Source organism: Streptococcus constellatus, assembly GCF_902167705.1.
GTDB lineage: Bacteria > Bacillota > Bacilli > Lactobacillales > Streptococcaceae > Streptococcus > Streptococcus constellatus_A.
In genome coordinates, this window is the sequence record NZ_CABHMZ010000021.1 from 43879 (window position 1) to 59874 (window position 15996).

17 protein-coding genes and 1 pseudogene are annotated in these 15996 nt (G+C 39.1%); 14 read left to right on the top strand and 4 right to left on the bottom strand.

Annotation, left to right across the window (positions count from 1 at the left end; translation table 11 throughout):
• Window positions 1-378: 378 nt before the first annotated feature.
• Window positions 379-1308: a cysteine synthase A gene (cysK, locus tag FQ204_RS06185; RefSeq protein WP_144209911.1), complete on the bottom strand. Its 930-nt coding sequence runs from the start codon at window positions 1306-1308 to the stop codon at window positions 379-381.
• Between the two features lie 99 nt (window positions 1309-1407).
• Complete coding sequence (locus tag FQ204_RS06190) at window positions 1408-2043, bottom strand: YigZ family protein (protein ID WP_144209914.1); 636 nt, start codon at window positions 2041-2043, stop codon at window positions 1408-1410.
• Window positions 2044-2099: 56 nt separating this feature from the next.
• Between FQ204_RS06190 and FQ204_RS06195 the strand changes: the two genes are divergently transcribed.
• The 10 genes and pseudogenes from FQ204_RS06195 (at window position 2100) to trpB (ending at window position 10860) form a co-directional block, all read left to right on the top strand.
• Window positions 2100-3401, top strand: coding sequence for a DEAD/DEAH box helicase (locus FQ204_RS06195; RefSeq protein WP_144209917.1), 1302 nt, complete (start codon window positions 2100-2102; stop codon window positions 3399-3401).
• Window positions 3398-4062 (top strand): annotated as a pseudogene (locus tag FQ204_RS06200) (ComF family protein). The gene FQ204_RS06195 and the pseudogene FQ204_RS06200 overlap by 4 nt, the downstream one beginning before the upstream one ends.
• Before the next feature lie 81 nt (window positions 4063-4143).
• The gene (hpf, locus tag FQ204_RS06205) at window positions 4144-4686 is read left to right on the top strand and encodes a ribosome hibernation-promoting factor, HPF/YfiA family (RefSeq protein ID WP_144209920.1); all 543 of its coding nucleotides are present in this window, start codon (window positions 4144-4146) and stop codon (window positions 4684-4686) included.
• A 187-nt stretch (window positions 4687-4873) separates the two neighbouring features.
• The gene (gene rsmD, locus FQ204_RS06210) at window positions 4874-5422 is read left to right on the top strand and encodes a 16S rRNA (guanine(966)-N(2))-methyltransferase RsmD (protein ID WP_186286692.1); all 549 of its coding nucleotides are present in this window, start codon (window positions 4874-4876) and stop codon (window positions 5420-5422) included.
• Window positions 5412-5909, top strand: a complete 498-nt coding sequence (gene coaD, locus FQ204_RS06215) for a pantetheine-phosphate adenylyltransferase (RefSeq protein ID WP_144209926.1) — start codon at window positions 5412-5414, stop codon at window positions 5907-5909. The genes rsmD and coaD overlap by 11 nt, the downstream gene beginning before the upstream one ends.
• Window positions 5890-6945 (top strand): SepM family pheromone-processing serine protease, encoded by a 1056-nt coding sequence (locus FQ204_RS06220; RefSeq protein WP_144209929.1) that lies wholly within the window; start codon window positions 5890-5892, stop codon window positions 6943-6945. The genes coaD and FQ204_RS06220 overlap by 20 nt, the downstream gene beginning before the upstream one ends.
• Window positions 6946-7083: 138 nt before the next feature.
• Window positions 7084-7641: a YutD family protein gene (locus FQ204_RS06225; protein WP_144209932.1), complete on the top strand. Its 558-nt coding sequence runs from the start codon at window positions 7084-7086 to the stop codon at window positions 7639-7641.
• A 33-nt stretch (window positions 7642-7674) separates the two neighbouring features.
• Entirely contained in the window at window positions 7675-8757 is a 1083-nt protein-coding gene (gene rlmN, locus FQ204_RS06230; protein WP_144209935.1) for a 23S rRNA (adenine(2503)-C(2))-methyltransferase RlmN, read from the top strand.
• Window positions 8750-9280, top strand: coding sequence for a VanZ family protein (locus tag FQ204_RS06235; protein ID WP_144209938.1), 531 nt, complete (start codon window positions 8750-8752; stop codon window positions 9278-9280). Before rlmN ends, FQ204_RS06235 begins: the two co-directional genes overlap by 8 nt.
• A gap of 383 nt (window positions 9281-9663) precedes the next feature.
• On the top strand, window positions 9664-10860 hold the full coding sequence (trpB, locus tag FQ204_RS06240; RefSeq protein WP_144209940.1) for a tryptophan synthase subunit beta: 1197 nt from the start codon (window positions 9664-9666) through the stop codon (window positions 10858-10860).
• A gap of 169 nt (window positions 10861-11029) precedes the next feature.
• Here the strand turns inward: trpB and FQ204_RS06245 are convergent, their stop codons facing one another.
• Entirely contained in the window at window positions 11030-11689 is a 660-nt protein-coding gene (locus FQ204_RS06245; protein WP_144209941.1) for a prepilin peptidase, read from the bottom strand.
• A gap of 150 nt (window positions 11690-11839) precedes the next feature.
• On the opposite strand from FQ204_RS06245, the gene FQ204_RS06250 reads away from it, so the two are divergent.
• The 3 genes from FQ204_RS06250 to FQ204_RS06265 all read left to right on the top strand — a co-directional run bounded on the left by FQ204_RS06250 (window position 11840) and on the right by FQ204_RS06265 (window position 13229).
• On the top strand, window positions 11840-12367 hold the full coding sequence (locus FQ204_RS06250) for a Dps family protein (RefSeq protein ID WP_144209943.1): 528 nt from the start codon (window positions 11840-11842) through the stop codon (window positions 12365-12367).
• A gap of 263 nt (window positions 12368-12630) precedes the next feature.
• Window positions 12631-12855: a YqgQ family protein gene (locus FQ204_RS06260; RefSeq protein WP_144209945.1), complete on the top strand. Its 225-nt coding sequence runs from the start codon at window positions 12631-12633 to the stop codon at window positions 12853-12855.
• A complete protein-coding gene (locus tag FQ204_RS06265) occupies window positions 12849-13229 on the top strand; it encodes a rhodanese-like domain-containing protein (RefSeq protein WP_144209947.1) in 381 nt (126 codons plus the stop codon). The genes FQ204_RS06260 and FQ204_RS06265 overlap by 7 nt, the downstream gene beginning before the upstream one ends.
• A gap of 21 nt (window positions 13230-13250) precedes the next feature.
• Here the strand turns inward: FQ204_RS06265 and FQ204_RS06270 are convergent, their stop codons facing one another.
• Complete coding sequence (locus FQ204_RS06270) at window positions 13251-13976, bottom strand: 16S rRNA pseudouridine(516) synthase (protein WP_144209949.1); 726 nt, start codon at window positions 13974-13976, stop codon at window positions 13251-13253.
• A 176-nt stretch (window positions 13977-14152) separates the two neighbouring features.
• Here FQ204_RS06270 and typA point away from each other — a divergent pair, with 176 nt between their 5' ends.
• Window positions 14153-15994: a translational GTPase TypA gene (gene typA / locus FQ204_RS06275; RefSeq protein ID WP_144209951.1), complete on the top strand. Its 1842-nt coding sequence runs from the start codon at window positions 14153-14155 to the stop codon at window positions 15992-15994.
• The last annotated feature ends 2 nt before the right edge of the window (window positions 15995-15996 follow it).

Here is a 15996-nt window from a genome sequence, read left to right on the forward strand (position 1 = left end):
TTTGCTCCCTTTCAAAAAGTATGCTACATTTTTTAAGTGTCTTAGTCTTTGACAATGCTAAAATTTTGCAGAAGTGTCCTGAAATCTTAACAGTATTTTTTGAAATTCTCTTACTTGGTGGAAAGAACGATTTACTTAGTGAGAGAGTGTACCAAAACTTGAGATTGGATAAATAGCGGTCCCACTTACATCAACATCTGAGGTCAGAAAGGTTCTTACTTAGTGTATACATTTTAGGTGGAGTACCTGAAATAAGAAAGTTACCAACATCTTCCAACCTCCCCACCCATCAAAAAAGAACAGCTCTGTTTGAGCTGTTCTTTTTAAACTGTTAGCAAATCCGAATTTAAAGTTTGTATTGTGTATATTTCTCAACTTCTAAACCTCAAAATTATAGAGAGCGGTTGAGAGGTAGCGCTCGCCATTATCTGGAGCAAGAGCTAGGACTTTTTTGCCTGTGCCTAGTTTTTTGGCGACTTCAAGTGCGGCATAGATAGCTGCGGCAGAAGAAATTCCTACAAGAAAGCCTTCTTGTCCACCGACACGGCGTCCCAGGTCGAGCGCTTGATCAGAAGTAACGCGGACAATACCGTCATAAGCTTGGGTGTCCAGTGTTTCTGGGATAAAACCAGCTGAAATTCCTTGAATCTTGTGTGGTCCAGGTTTTTCACCGGACAGGATAGCGGACTCATCGGCTTCAACTGCGTAAACTTGTATATTCGGATTGACTTTTTTGAGAGCGTGAGAAACGCCAGAAATGGTACCACCCGTGCCAACTCCTCCGACAAAGGCATCCAATCCTTTTTCACCGAAAGCAGCGATAATTTCAGCTCCTGTTGTTCTTTCGTGTACTTCAGGATTAGCTGGATTGTTGAACTGTAGCGGCAGCCATCCGTTGCGTTCTTTGGCGATTTCTTCAGCTTTGGCAATCGCACCTTTCATTCCCTCACTTCCGGGAGTGAGCACCAATTCGGCGCCATAAGCTTGGATAATTTTGCGACGCTCTACACTCATGGTTTCTGGCATAACAATAACAACCTTATAACCTTTAGCAGCACCAACCCAAGACAAACCGATTCCGGTATTTCCGCTCGTTGCTTCGACAATGGTTGCACCTGGTTGAAGCAAGCCCTCTTGCTCAGCGGTCTCAATCATGCTGAGAGCAATGCGATCTTTGACAGACGACCCTGGATTGAAAGCCTCTAGCTTGACATAGACATCAGCAGCGCCTTCTGGAACCAGCTTGTTCAATTTCACAATAGGAGTATTTCCGATGAGTTCTGTAATGTTATGATAAATTTGTGCCATAAAATAATACCTCAATTCTGTTGATACAATCAGTATAAAACGAAAAAGAGTCTTTGTAAAATATAAAAAAACTATCAAGTCGATAGCTTTTTTTAATATTTAGGATAAAGAAATGGGAACCTCAACTTTCCGCAATCCCTGCTCAATAATGTCAATTTTTCCATTAAACAGTTCAATCAAACTTTTTATAACGCTCTCCTTATCGTCTTTGTCAACGAAAATAGTCGTTTGTACTTGATCTGTAAAAGTTGTATCCTGTTCCTGCAACTGTTTGGCTTTAAGAAAATTTGGCAATTCTTGATATTGACTGTAGGAAAGAGTAAGCCTTAGTCCAAGTTGTTCTTTTATGTGGACACTTCCGATTTCTTTGATAGCTAGGGCAACGCTGCCAGCATAAGCCCGAATGAGTCCACCTGCTCCTAACTTGATGCCCCCAAAATAGCGCGTCACGACAGCACAGACGTTGGTTAGTTGATGATTTTCTAAGACGCCTAGCATAGGCACGCCAGCAGTTCCACTGGGTTCACCGTCATCGCTGCTTCGCTTCATTTCGCTCCGCTCTCCTAAAATAAAGGCAGAGCAGTTATGAGTAGCTTTGTAGTGTTCTTTTTTGATAGCCTGAATAAACTCTCGCGCTTCATCCTCTGTTGTCACACGCTTAATGTGACAGATAAAGCGCGATTTTTTGATTTCTTCTTGGACTTGACCGTCCTCTTTGATTGTTCTAAATTCCATATCTTCATTTTACAAAAAAACTTTTATTTTGCCAAAGTTTTTCCGAATAAATAGATATGACGGAATTACAAGATTGTTTAGGTCGTATTTTTACAAAAAGTCAACTGTCGCCAGAATTGCAATTGCAAGCACAAAGCTTAGCTGGAATGGTAGAAGAAAAAGGGAAGTTAAACTGCAATCGCTGTGGGCAAGCAGTTGATAAAGGAAAATACCAACTGCCCATAGGTGCTTATTATTGCAGATCTTGCTTGATCTTAGGAAGGGTCAGAAGTGATGAAACTCTCTACTATTTTCCACAGGAAGAGTTTCCTAAAGCGAATGTTTTGAAATGGCAAGGGAAGTTGACAGAATTTCAAGCTAAGGTTTCTCAAGGACTTTTAGAGGCGGTTGCCAAGCGAAAAGATAGCTTGGTTCACGCAGTCACAGGAGCCGGAAAGACGGAAATGATCTATCAGGTGGTGGCACAAGTCATCAATCAAGGCGGAGCCGTCTGCTTGGCTAGCCCCAGAATTGATGTCTGCTTAGAACTTTATCGTAGACTGAAAGTAGATTTTGCCTGTGATATTTCACTCCTGCACGGTGAATCAGAAGCATACTCCCGCAGTCCTCTCGTGATTGCCACCACACATCAGCTTCTCAAATTTTACCGAGCATTTGATCTTCTTATTGTTGATGAGGTGGATGCCTTTCCTTATGTGGACAATCCGATACTTTATCATGCAGTTCATCATGCAGTCAAAGTAGAGGGAACGAAGATTTTCTTGACAGCAACTTCCACAGATGAACTGGATAAAAAAGTAGCTAAAGGAGAATTGACTCGTTTGAGTCTACCCAGACGTTTTCATGGCAATCCTTTGATTGTTCCTCAAAAAGTTTGGTTGGCAGATTTTCAAAAATATCTTGGTCAAAAGAAGCTAGTTCCCAAGTTAAGGCAGTTTATTCAAAAGCAAAGAAAAACAGAATTTCCACTTCTTATTTTTGCTTCCGAAATCAAAAGAGGGCAGGAGCTGGCAAAGATTCTCCAAAGTAATTTTCCTAATGAAAAAGTTGGTTTTGTAGCCTCGACGACTGAAAATCGGTTGGAAATTGTAGAGAAATTTCGTCAAAAAGAAATCACGATTTTGGTAACGACGACGATTTTGGAACGTGGGGTGACTTTTCCTTGTGTAGATGTTTTCGTGGTGGAAGCCAGCCACCGTCTGTTTAGTCGCAGCGCTCTAGTACAAATCTCTGGACGCGTTGGCCGCAGTATGGATCGACCGACAGGCGAGTTAATCTTTTTTCATGACGGTACGACTATGGCGATAGAAAAAGCGATTAAAGAAATTCAGGAGATGAATCAGGAGGCTGGTTTATGAATTCATGTGTTTTATGTGAAAATCCACTAGAAGAAAAGCTGAAATTCTGTGATTTATTGACCTTGAAGAAGCCAAAAGCAAGAGCTTGTGATGACTGTTTTGAAAAATTTCAGCGGATTTCAGGGCAGCATTGCCCGAAGTGTTATCGTGACGGGCAAGTGAAATCTGCATGGATTGCCAAGTGTGGAGAGAAAAAGGAAAAGAAGTTCGCCACAAAAGCTGCTTTGTGTATAACGAAGCGATGAAAGACTTCTTCAGTCAATACAAATTTCAAGGAGATTATGTCCTCTATTCTGTATTTGCTGAAGTTTTGCAAAAGGAATTAAAAGGTTACAGCGGTTATATGCTGGTTCCCATTCCTGTAAGTGCCGAAAAGTATCAGACAAGAGGGTTTAATCAAGTAACAGCTCTTCTTGAGGGCACAAAGCTGCCATTTAAGGAAGTTTTAGAAAAGCATGATACAATTGCTCAATCAGGCAAGACGAGAGAGGAGCGATTGCAAAGCCAGCAGTGTTTTAAAGTGAAAGACAATGTTCAAGTTCCGACAAAAGTTCTTTTGATAGATGACATTTATACAACGGGCTCAACCCTACAATTAGCCAAGGAAATGTTAGTGGAAGCAGGAGTGAAAGAAATTATGACATTTTCATTGGCAAGATAACAAAAAATTTGCAAAAAAAGAATGAAAGCGTTATAATAAAATTAAAGAAAAACAAAAAATGCTTAGAAAGAAGGTACTTATATGATTAAATATAGTATCCGTGGTGAGAACCTAGAAGTGACGGAAGCTCTTCGTGATTATGTAGTTTCTAAACTTGAAAAAATCGACAAATATTTCCAAGCTGATCAAGAATTGGATGCGCGTGTAAACTTAAAAGTCTATCGTGAAAAAACAGCCAAAGTTGAAGTAACCATTCCACTTGGTTCTATCACTCTTCGTGCAGAAGATGTTTCCCAAGATATGTATGGTTCTATTGACTTGGTGACAGATAAAATTGAACGTCAAATTCGTAAAAATAAAACAAAGATTGAGCGTAAAAACCGTAATAAAAAATCAACCAGTCAGTTGTTTACAGATGCTGTCGTTGAAGAAGTGGAAACTGCACCTGCAAAAGTCGTTCGTTCCAAACAAATTGACTTAAAACCAATGGACTTAGAAGAAGCTCTTCTTCAAATGGATTTATTGGGACATGACTTCTTCATCTATACTGATGTAGAAGACAACACAACCAATGTTTTGTATCGTCGTGAAGATGGTGACGTTGGCTTGCTTGAAGTGAGATAAACAATCAGTCCTCTGATTTATATCAGGGGATTTTTATGTGGTCTGCAATCAGCTCAAGATAATTGCAAAAAACTATATTGAAAAATCATCATGTTTGAACGGCATTTCAAAAGTTAGACAGAAAAACCAATCGACTTACAGTTATCACAGAAGAAAAACTGATACATTCTTTCGAGATTTTGTTATAATATTCTTTATGAGAGTTGTTGCAGGGAAATATGGGGGGCATCCTCTTAAAACATTAGAAGGCAAAACGACTAGACCCACGACAGACAAGGTTAAAGGAGCTATCTTTAATATGATTGGTCCTTATTTTGATGGAGGACGGGTTCTGGACTTGTATGCTGGAAGTGGTAGTTTAGCGATTGAAGCTATTTCGCGAGGCATAACATCAGCTGTTTTGGTTGAAAAAGACCGCAGGGCGCAAGCGATTATCAGCCAAAATATCAGCATGACTAAGGAAAAAGAACGATTTGAACTTCTTAAAATGGACGCCAATCGAGCACTTGAATTGGTCACAGGACAGTTTGACTTAGTTTTGTTAGATCCACCTTATGCAAAAGAGCAGATTGCTGTAGATATTGAAAAAATGGTTGAACGAGAGCTTCTGAGCGATGATGTACTGGTTGTTTGTGAGACAGACAAGTCGGTGGAATTACCAGAGGAAATCGCAGGACTAGGCATCTGGAAGCAAAAAATATATGGAATTTCAAAGGTGACGGTTTATGTCAGATAAAATTGGATTATTTGCGGGTTCTTTTGACCCGATTACAAAGGGGCATATTGACTTGATTGAGCGAGCTAGTAAGCTCTTTGATTGCCTTTATGTTGGTATTTTTTATAATCTTGAGAAAAAGAGTTTTTTTAGTATTGAAGCAAAAGAAAAAATGGTAGTAGCTGCTCTGGCTCATTTGGAGAATGTAAAAATTGTCACTTCTCATGATGAATTGACAGTGGAAGTGGCAAGAAAGCTAGGAGTGACAACTTTTGTACGAGGATTACGTAATAGTCAAGATTTGGATTATGAGGGGAATCTCAACTTTTTCAATCATGAATTAGCGCCTGAGCTGGACACTATTTTTTTGATTAGCAAACCAGCTTATCAGCATCTCAGCTCATCAAGAATTCGTGAATTGATTGCTTTTGAGCAGGATATTTCAAAGTATGTGCCCGAAAGTGTCGTAAAGGAGTTAAAGAAACAATATGGAAAAACCAAGAAATAAATTTAAAAAATGGCCGATAGTGGCTGTGGTGGGATTGGTTCTACTTTTCGTATCTTTTGTGGTTCCCTTGCCTTATTATATTGAGGTGCCAGGTGGTGCAGCAGATGTCCGTCAGGTATTGCGCGTGGATAACAAAGAAGATAAAGAAAAAGGTTCTTATAATTTTGTAACGGTTGGGATTCAGCATGCGACCTTTGCTCATTTGGTTTATGCTTGGCTGACACCTTTTACAGATATTTATTCGGCGAAGGATTTAACTGGCGGAACTTCTGATAAAGAATACCTACGGATCAATCAGTTTTATATGGAAACATCACAAAACCTAGCTAAATACCAAGGCTTGAAAAAGGCAGGTAAGGATATTAGCCTGAAATATTTGGGTGTCTATGTCTTGCAAGTCACCAAGAATTCAACCTTTAAGGGTATTTTAAATATCGCAGATACTGTGACGGGCGTGAATGATAAAACGTTCAGCAGTTCAAAAGAATTGATAGACTATGTTGGAGCGCAAAAAATTGGCAGCAAGGTCAAAGTGAATTACGTAGAAGACGGTCAGAAAAAATCTGCTACGGGTAAAATCATCAAACTTGAAAATGGGAAAAATGGGATTGGCATTAGTTTAATAGACCGAACAGAAGTTACCAGTAGCATACCGATTGAGTTTTCAACAGCAGGAATTGGTGGTCCGAGTGCAGGCTTGATGTTTAGCTTAGCAATTTATACGCAAATTGCAGATCCAACATTGAGAGACGGCAGAAATATTGCTGGGACGGGCTCAATTGATCGCGAAGGAAAAGTTGGCGACATTGGTGGAATTGATAAAAAAGTTGTTTCGGCAGCAAAAAATGGCGCAGAAATTTTCTTTGCACCAAATAATCCAGTTACCAAGGAAGACAAAAAAGCTAATCCTAAAGCGAAAACCAACTATGAAACAGCTTTGGAAGCTGCTAAAAAAATTAAGACCAATATGAAAATTGTACCCGTGAAAACTTTGCAAGATGCCATTGATTACCTAAAAATCACGAAAAAGTCGTAAGAATAATGAAAATGAAAGAGCAAGTCAATGCTAGAAATCTGACTTTGCTCTTTTCTTCATTCCACATTTCAACTGTCAAAAACACTTCTTTTTATGGTAAAATAAGGTTAATACAAGAATAAATGATAAAGGATAACTATGCGAAAAGAAATTGCACCTGAATTATATAATTATAATAAATTTCCTGGACCAGAATTTCGGCAAATAGGAACAAAAGTGTTGACTGAGACAATCGAATTTGATTTGGTGGACAACTACAAAGAAGGTTTTGATGTCACAGCTTTTAATCAGCGTTTTTCAGATATTTTAACAAAATTTGATTATATTGTTGGCGATTGGGGCAACGAGCAATTGCGTTTGCGTGGATTTTATAAAGATGACAAGGCAAATGAAAGTGAAGAAAAAATCAGTCGCTTAGAAGATTACTTGTTAGAATACTGCAATTATGGCTGTGCTTATTTTGTTTTGGAAAATTTGAAACCACGTCGAGCGTCGTTTGATAAAAAATCTCATCACAAAAAGGAAAATGAAACCAAACCACGCCGTTCTAAGCAAGTTCGCTCCTATAAGGAACAGGAGCAGCCTAAACGTGAAAATCGTCCGCGCAACAGACGCCAAAATCAAAAATCAAAAAGAACAAATGCAGAAAAGCAGCAGACAAACAGTCAACGTCACTTTGTCATTCGTCAAAAATAGCGGAAATCGAGAATGGGAACAGAGAGGAAGAAAATGAAACCATCAATTTATAGTTTGACCCGTCAGGATTTGATAGATTGGACAGAAAGTAAAGGAGAAAAGAAATTTCGAGCTACTCAGATTTGGGAGTGGCTTTATCGCAAACGGGTTCAGTCTTTTGCAGAAATGACCAATATTTCAAAGGATTTGTTGGCAAAATTAGAAGATGAATTTGTCGTGAATCCACTGAAACAAAGAATTGTACAGGAGTCGGCAGACGGCACAGTGAAGTATCTTTTTGAACTGCCTGACGGCATGCTGATTGAAACTGTTTTGATGCGTCAGCATTATGGTCTGTCGGTCTGTGTAACCACTCAGGTGGGTTGCAATATTGGCTGTACATTTTGTGCTAGCGGGCTGATTAAAAAGCAGCGTGACTTGAATAATGGGGAAATTATGTCTCAGATTATGCTGGTGCAAAAATATTTTGACGAGCGTGGACAAGGTGAGCGCGTCAGCCATATTGTGGTTATGGGGATTGGAGAACCTTTTGACAATTATGACAATGTTCTTAAGTTCGTGCGAACTGTCAATGATGACAAAGGGCTGGCTATCGGAGCTCGTCACATTACGGTTTCTACTTCCGGCCTAGCGCATAAAATTCGTGATTTTGCAAATGAAGGAGTGCAGGTTAATTTAGCTGTTTCTCTTCATGCGCCTAATAATGAATTGCGCTCCAGCATTATGAAAATCAATCGTGCCTTTCCAATTGAGAAGCTATTTGCAGCGATTGAATATTATATTGAAACGACCAACCGCAGGGTTACTTTTGAGTATATCATGCTAAATGAGGTCAATGACGGAGTAGAGCAGGCACTAGAATTAGCTACTTTGTTGAAAAATATCAAAAAGCTATCATATGTCAATTTAATCCCTTACAATCCAGTTAGCGAGCACGATCAATATAGTCGCAGTCCCAAAGAACGTGTAATGGCTTTCTACGATACTCTAAAAAAGAATGGCATTAACTGTGTTGTTCGTCAGGAGCATGGCACAGATATTGATGCAGCCTGTGGTCAATTGCGCTCCAATACGATGAAGCAAGATAAGGAGAAAGCTCTTACCAAACATGCTTAAGTTTAGTAATTTGTTGAAAACGGATGGTGAATTAACCGTTAGGGGACGTACTTTTCTTACTTGGGGAAGCATGTTCTACATTTTCTTATTGTGTCTGATGTGTTTCCTTCCTCAAGTGCCAGAAAAGGGAATGGAGACACCAGGGATTCAGCAGTTTGGTCGTGTCGTAGTCCTTCTCATTCCCTTCAATTCTTTTGTCAATCTTGGGCAAATTACTTCTCTATATCAATTGATTAAGGTTTTCGGGCAAAATGTAATGAATGTTTTTCTGCTTAGTCCACTGATTTTTCAACTTCTCTGGCTTTTTCCTAAGTTGAGGAGCACTAAGCGTGTGCTATTTGCCAGTTTTGCAATGAGTCTTTTTATCGAATGCACGCAGATTTTGTTAGATATTTTAATTGATGCCAATCGTGTTTTTGAAATAGATGATTTATGGACAAATACATTAGGCGGATATCTGGCTTTTCTATTGTATAAAACTTGTGTCAGCCATCGGAAAGATAAGTTTCTGACTTCTAAGTAAAAATAAGGGGCATTGTTCGGATTTAGGATGCTTTTCCATGATTTTTTCATTATTTTATTGACAGAATGGTAGAAAAACTCTATAATAATGCTCAAACATCAGAAAAGTAGTAAATTGATACTTCCAGAGAGTTGTGCTAGGTGTAAACAAGTAGTAGATATTTATGAAATGGGCTGATGTAAATGATATGAATTTGAAACAATAAAAATTCGGTGTGCACACCTTATAGTGCAACTTGTTGATAGACAAGATAGAGATATGCGGATAAGGTCTACTTTTCCCATAATTGAGGTGGCACCGTGTTCATACGCCCTCACACAGTTTTTGTGTGGGGGTATTTTGTTGTTTAAATTCAAGAATACTAAAGATTGTGAGGAAGTATCATGATAGAAAACAAAGGATATTTTGGTCAATTTGGTGGTAGCTTTGTACCGGAACCGATTCAAGTTTTATTAGATGAGCTAGAGGGGACATTTGAAAAGTATAAAAAAGATCCAGAGTTCCTAGCAGAATATCATCATTATTTAGCAGATTATGCAGGTCGAGAGACACCGCTTTATTTTGCAGAAAGTTTGACGGACTATTTAGGAGGTGCAAAAATCTATCTCAAACGAGAAGACTTGAATCACCTAGGTTCTCATAAATTAAACAATGTTTTAGGGCAAATTCTCCTAGCAAAACGAATGGGTAAGAGCAGAGTTATCGCAGAGACTGGAGCTGGTCAACATGGAGTAGCAACAGCTGCAGCGGCTGCTAAGTTTGGCATGAAATGCGATGTGTATATGGGAGCAGAAGATGTGGAACGCCAGCGATTGAATGTTTTCCGAATGGAAATGATGGGAGCAACTGTCCATGCGGTCGAAACAGGGACTAAAACATTAAAGGATGCGGTGGATGCTGCTTTTGCTGCTTGGATGACAGATTTAGATGCTTTTTATGTCCTAGGTTCGGCTGTTGGTCCTCATCCTTATCCAACGATTGTGCATGAGTTTCAAAAGGTTATTAGTCAGGAATCCCGCTGTCAAATTCTAGATAAGGAAGGTCGCCTACCAGATTATATTATTGCCTGTGTCGGCGGAGGTTCTAATGCAATTGGAGCATTTTCTGAATACGTGGCAGATAAAGAAGTCAATTTAGTTGGTGTTGAAGCAGCTGGTCATGGCTTGAATACAGACAAGCATGCGGCTACAATGACTAAAGGGTCCATTGGAGTTGTTGATGGCATGAAAACGTATGCTGTATTTTCAGAAGATGGTCAGGTAGCTCCTGTTTATTCTATTTCCGCTGGATTGGACTATCCGGGAGTTGGTCCTGAACATGCCTTTTTTAAAGATTCAGGTCGAGTTGAGTATGTGGCTGCGACAGATGATGAAGCAGTAGATACACTATTATTGTTGACGCAAAAAGAAGGGATCCTTCCTGCCATTGAAAGTTCCCACGCTATTGCAGAAGCAGTTAAACGCGCGCCACAATTGAGTAAGGACAAGATTATCATCGTCAATGTATCTGGTCGTGGCGATAAAGATGTAGCAGCTATTGCTGACTACTTAGAAAAAAGAAACACGAAAAATCAAGAGTGAGATAGACGACCAGAATTGCTAGTACAATCATCTCCCAAAAATATGAAATCTGGGAAGATTACGTAAAAAAACTAAAATTTGAAAATTGTAATCATCGCTCTCTTATTTCGAGACTCCGGTAAATCTGGATTCATTCATCCCAGCCTCATGATAGGACGTCATTCTAATTTTATTGAAGCAACAACTCATACAGAAGTAGAACAATCACTCCAATCAAAAGACAGGGGACAAATGCTAACCTGTCTTTTTTCTTTTTTAAGCCAAAGAGACATAATCCCACTAAGCTGGCAATTTGAATCAGCCAAAGAATCTCTGTCAACTTGAAAATAGTTGAGCAAGACGCGAGAAAAAGAAAATCTCCTGCACCGATACGCAAATCAACGAAATGAGCCAAAATTCCAAGAGCTAAAAAAATAGTCATCAAAAGATTGAAATTTGTTAAAAAGAGAAGAAGAAAATGGAAAAATAACCAAACAAGCAGAGGATATTCTTGTTCTCTTTGATCATAAAGGGATAAGGTTACGCCCATTACAAGTAGGACAAGCTGACCGATGTTTAGATAGCCCATAGAAGTTGCAAGAAAGAGGAAACCGATAGCGATTTCCAAGACCAAATAGCGGATGGGAATTTTTGAGCCGCAAAAACGGCAACGCAGTCGATTGATAAGCTGTGAAAGGACAGGAATTAAATCACGAGGTGCTAATTTCTGTTCACAAGCATTACAATGACTGGAAGGACCGATAATAGACTGTCCAGGAAAGCGATCAACAACCAGCTCTAAAAAAGAAGCCACAATGCTTCCAACCAAGAAAAAATAAAAATGAATCATACTTTTTTATTCGCAAATAATTCTAAAAAATTGCAACTTTTCTAATAAAAGAAATTTCTGAGTTCAATCATTTGACTTTCTTATTTAGAAACATTATAATTAAATTATAATAAAAATTAGAATCATTCTAAATAAAAGAGAGGTAAAATAATGGTTAATGTAAAAAATGAAGCAGTTAAAGATGTTGCAACTTTCTCAAACGTTGAGTCTTTGAATAAGTCTCTTCCAAAAACAAAAGCAGTCTTGAACCAAGTGGTAGCGGATTTATACACTGCTCACATTGCTCTTCACCAAGTGCATTGGTACATGCGTGGAGCTGGTTTCATGGTTTGGCATCCTAAAATGGATGAGTACATGGAAACCTTGGATACAACCTTGGATGAAGTGAGTGAACGTTTGATTACTCTAGGTGGAATGCCGTATTCAACTTTGAGTGAATTTATCCAACACAGCAATATTGAAGAAAAAGAAGGAAAATTCAGCAAGAGTGTCGAAGAAAGTTTGGAACGTGTCATCGAAATCTTCTGTTACTTAGTAGGTCTTTACCAAGAAGCTCTGGACGTAACAGATGAAGAAGGAGACGATGTAACAAATGACATTTTTGTCGGTGCTAAAGCAGATCTTGAAAAGAATATCTGGATGTTAACAGCTGAAATCGGTCAAACTCCAGGCTTGTAAGCAAATTTTTGAGAGTAAAAAATAAATTTTTAAAATCTTTTAGAATTTAAGATAAGTTTAAGGAGGTAGCGTTATACTAATATCATCAGATGAAGACCTCCTAACTTTATTTGATAAAAATCCTAAACTTTTCTTTTTCATAATAATCTCCCTAAAAGAGTCACCTAGTGGGTGGCTCTTTTGTCTGTTTTTGAATACTTAAAGAGATGAACGTCTTCTTTTTAACCTTGAAATGCTCCTGAAATTCTGGTAAAATAAAGCTCATGAAAACACTTTATGATGTGCAGCAATACCTCAAAAGTTTTGGCATTATTATCTATATGGGGAAGCGCTTGTATGATATTGAAATGATGAAAATTGAGCTGGAGAGGATTTATGATGCGGGCTTGATAGAAAAAATGGATTACCTAGAAGCTGAGAGTATCTTGCGAAGAGAACATCAATTAGAATTACAATATCTGAAAAAGAATGAGGAGAAAACATGTTAAATTGGATTTTATTGGCAATTATTGTTGGGATGTTAGGCTGGATGGGCTTTAACTATGTCCGTGTCCGGCGTGCAGCTAAGGTGGTAGACAATGCAGAATTTGGTAATATGATTCGTCAAGGTCAGTTGATTGATTTGCGCGATCCAGCTGATTTTCGCCGAAAACATATTTTAGGAGCGCGGAATATCCCGTCACAGCAGTTAAAAACGAGTTTGGGAGCTATTCGTAAGGACAAGGCTGTTTTGCTATATGAAAATAGCCGTGGACAACGTGTTATGAATGCAGCTATTCTATTGAAAAAACAAGGTTATCAAGATATTTACATCCTCTCTACAGGATTAGATGGCTGGAAAGGAAAAATCAAAAGTGAGTAATCCAAAGGGGATTGCTCACTTTTAATAGCTTTTTTCTAGATAGTGCCTCACGATTTTGAGTTCTGCTTGGTTCAATGCTCGGTATTCTCCTGTAGCTAAGTTTGGATCTAATTCAAAATCTCCGAAATGCGTCCGTTTAAGAGAAGTAACTTTGACACCGACAGTTAAAAACATCTTTTTGATTTGGTGAAATTTTCCTTCAGAAATAGTGACAGTAGCACGGCTTTTGTTTGAGCTAGAAGAACGAATTGTAAGAATGGCTGGTTTACAACTTGTTCCGTCAAGAAAAACGATGCCCTTTTGAAAGGATTGTACTGCTCGGTCGTCTAGGAGACCATTAACTTCAACCTCGTATGTTTTTGTAACGTGATATTGAGGATGAAGCAATTGAAAACCGAGCGGACCATTGTCAGTGATTAACAATAGTCCAGAAGTATCTCGATCGAGCCGTCCAACAGAATATAACTTATCATTAAAATCTTCCGGTCTGATGAGATCTAGAACCGTTTGAGATTTGGCATCAGAGTTAGCTGTCACGACACCAAGTGGTTTGTTCATCATAAAATACTGATGAGGCTTGCCCAGAATAGGTTGTTCCTCTATCGTAATCGTTTGCAAGCCTGTATCAACATTTTGACTAAGTTTTCGAGCAGGGCAGTCATCTACCAAGATTTTCTTTTTTAGGAGAGCTTGCTTCATCTTTTTACGGCTAATGTGAGCTTGAGCTAGTAGAACATCTAAACGCATACAGTTTCCTTTGTTTTTTCTTATCATATCATAATTTTGCAATAAAGAATGTAAATAAATTTGTAGGACATTGATTTTCTAATGAAAACATTTACACCTAGTTTAACCGTGTTTTTTGCCTTAATCTGTGGTATAATTGTTCAGTTAGAAATAAAACTTAAGATTTAGAGGATAAAATGACAAAATTAAGAGAAGATATTCGCAATATCGCTATTATCGCTCACGTCGACCACGGGAAAACAACGCTGGTGGACGAATTATTGAAGCAATCACATACTTTGGACGAGCGCAAAGAGTTGCAAGAACGCGCAATGGACTCTAACGATCTTGAAAAAGAACGTGGAATTACCATTCTTGCTAAAAATACAGCGGTTGCTTATAATGGCGTCCGCATCAATATTATGGATACACCGGGGCACGCGGACTTTGGTGGAGAAGTTGAGCGGATCATGAAAATGGTGGACGGGGTTGTTCTGGTCGTTGATGCCTATGAAGGAACCATGCCACAAACTCGTTTTGTGTTAAAAAAAGCTCTTGAGCAAGATTTGGTGCCGATTGTTGTCGTTAATAAAATTGACAAACCGTCTGCACGCCCTGCAGAAGTAGTGGACGAGGTTTTAGAACTTTTCATCGAGCTGGGGGCAGATGATGACCAATTGGATTTCCCTGTTGTGTATGCTTCTGCCATCAACGGAACGTCTTCTATGTCAGACGATCCTGCTGACCAAGAGCACACTATGGCACCGCTTTTTGATACTATTATTGATCATATTCCAGCACCAATGGATAATTCAGACGATCCGCTTCAATTCCAAGTTTCTCTTTTGGACTACAATGATTTTGTAGGTCGTATCGGGATTGGTCGTGTTTTCCGTGGGACTGTAAAAGTTGGAGACCAAGTGACACTTTCTAAACTAGACGGCACAACGAAAAACTTCCGTGTCACCAAGCTATTTGGTTTCTTTGGACTAGAACGTCGTGAAATCGATGAAGCTAAAGCCGGCGATTTGATTGCCGTATCTGGTATGGAAGATATCTTTGTTGGTGAAACGATTACTCCGACAGATGCAGTAGAGCCATTGCCAATTCTTCACATTGACGAACCAACGCTGCAAATGACTTTCTTGGTGAACAATTCACCATTTGCTGGTCGTGAAGGAAAATGGGTAACATCTCGTAAGGTTGAAGAACGCCTGCAAGCGGAATTGCAAACGGACGTTTCACTTCGTGTGGATCCAACTGATTCACCAGATAAATGGATTGTATCCGGTCGTGGAGAATTACACTTGTCAATCCTGATTGAAACCATGCGCCGTGAAGGTTATGAGTTACAAGTGTCGCGCCCAGAAGTTATCGTCAAAGAAATTGACGGTGTACAATGCGAGCCATTTGAGCGTGTGCAAATTGACACCCCAGAAGAATACCAAGGTTCAGTTATCCAAAGTCTTTCTGAGCGCAAGGGTGAAATGTTAGACATGGTGGCTACCGGAAACGGACAAACACGTTTGATTTTCCTTGTGCCTGCGCGTGGCTTGATTGGGTACTCGACTGAATTCCTTTCTATGACGCGTGGTTACGGGATTATGAACCATACCTTTGACCAATATCTACCATTGATTCCAGGTGAGATTGGTGGACGCCGTCGTGGAGCTCTCGTGTCAATTGATACAGGAAAAGCAACGACTTACTCTATCATGTCTATTGAAGAACGTGGAACCATTTTTGTCAATCCAGGTACAGAGGTTTACGAAGGAATGATTATTGGTGAAAATTCACGTGAAAATGACTTGACGGTTAATATTACAAAAGCCAAACAAATGACCAATGTTCGGTCTGCAACGAAAGACCAAACAGCGGTTATTAAAACGCCTCGTATTTTGACATTGGAAGAATCACTTGAATTCTTGAATGATGATGAGTACATGGAAGTTACACCAGAATCAATCCGTTTGCGGAAACAAATTCTTGATAAAAATCAACGTGCCAAAGCTGCTAAAAAGAAAAAATCAGCTGAATAATG

Excerpts from the sequence above, each read along its gene's own strand:
- FQ204_RS06220 (WP_144209929.1), top strand. The coding sequence starts at position 5,890 with ATGGAAAAACCAAGAAATAAATTTAAAAAATGGCCGATAGTGGCTGTG.
- FQ204_RS06260 (WP_144209945.1), top strand. The coding sequence starts at position 12,631 with ATGAAAACACTTTATGATGTGCAGCAATACCTCAAAAGTTTTGGCATT.
- FQ204_RS06195 (WP_144209917.1), top strand. The coding sequence starts at position 2,100 with ATGACGGAATTACAAGATTGTTTAGGTCGTATTTTTACAAAAAGTCAA.
- FQ204_RS06190 (WP_144209914.1), bottom strand. The coding sequence starts at position 2,043 with ATGGAATTTAGAACAATCAAAGAGGACGGTCAAGTCCAAGAAGAAATC.
- FQ204_RS06245 (WP_144209941.1), bottom strand. The coding sequence starts at position 11,689 with ATGATTCATTTTTATTTTTTCTTGGTTGGAAGCATTGTGGCTTCTTTT.
- FQ204_RS06270 (WP_144209949.1), bottom strand. The coding sequence starts at position 13,976 with ATGCGTTTAGATGTTCTACTAGCTCAAGCTCACATTAGCCGTAAAAAG.
- hpf (WP_144209920.1), top strand. The coding sequence starts at position 4,144 with ATGATTAAATATAGTATCCGTGGTGAGAACCTAGAAGTGACGGAAGCT.
- coaD (WP_144209926.1), top strand. The coding sequence starts at position 5,412 with ATGTCAGATAAAATTGGATTATTTGCGGGTTCTTTTGACCCGATTACA.
- rlmN (WP_144209935.1), top strand. The coding sequence starts at position 7,675 with ATGAAACCATCAATTTATAGTTTGACCCGTCAGGATTTGATAGATTGG.
- FQ204_RS06250 (WP_144209943.1), top strand. The coding sequence starts at position 11,840 with ATGGTTAATGTAAAAAATGAAGCAGTTAAAGATGTTGCAACTTTCTCA.
- FQ204_RS06225 (WP_144209932.1), top strand. The coding sequence starts at position 7,084 with ATGCGAAAAGAAATTGCACCTGAATTATATAATTATAATAAATTTCCT.
- FQ204_RS06265 (WP_144209947.1), top strand. The coding sequence starts at position 12,849 with ATGTTAAATTGGATTTTATTGGCAATTATTGTTGGGATGTTAGGCTGG.
- FQ204_RS06235 (WP_144209938.1), top strand. The coding sequence starts at position 8,750 with ATGCTTAAGTTTAGTAATTTGTTGAAAACGGATGGTGAATTAACCGTT.
- trpB (WP_144209940.1), top strand. The coding sequence starts at position 9,664 with ATGATAGAAAACAAAGGATATTTTGGTCAATTTGGTGGTAGCTTTGTA.
- typA (WP_144209951.1), top strand. The coding sequence starts at position 14,153 with ATGACAAAATTAAGAGAAGATATTCGCAATATCGCTATTATCGCTCAC.
- cysK (WP_144209911.1), bottom strand. The coding sequence starts at position 1,308 with ATGGCACAAATTTATCATAACATTACAGAACTCATCGGAAATACTCCT.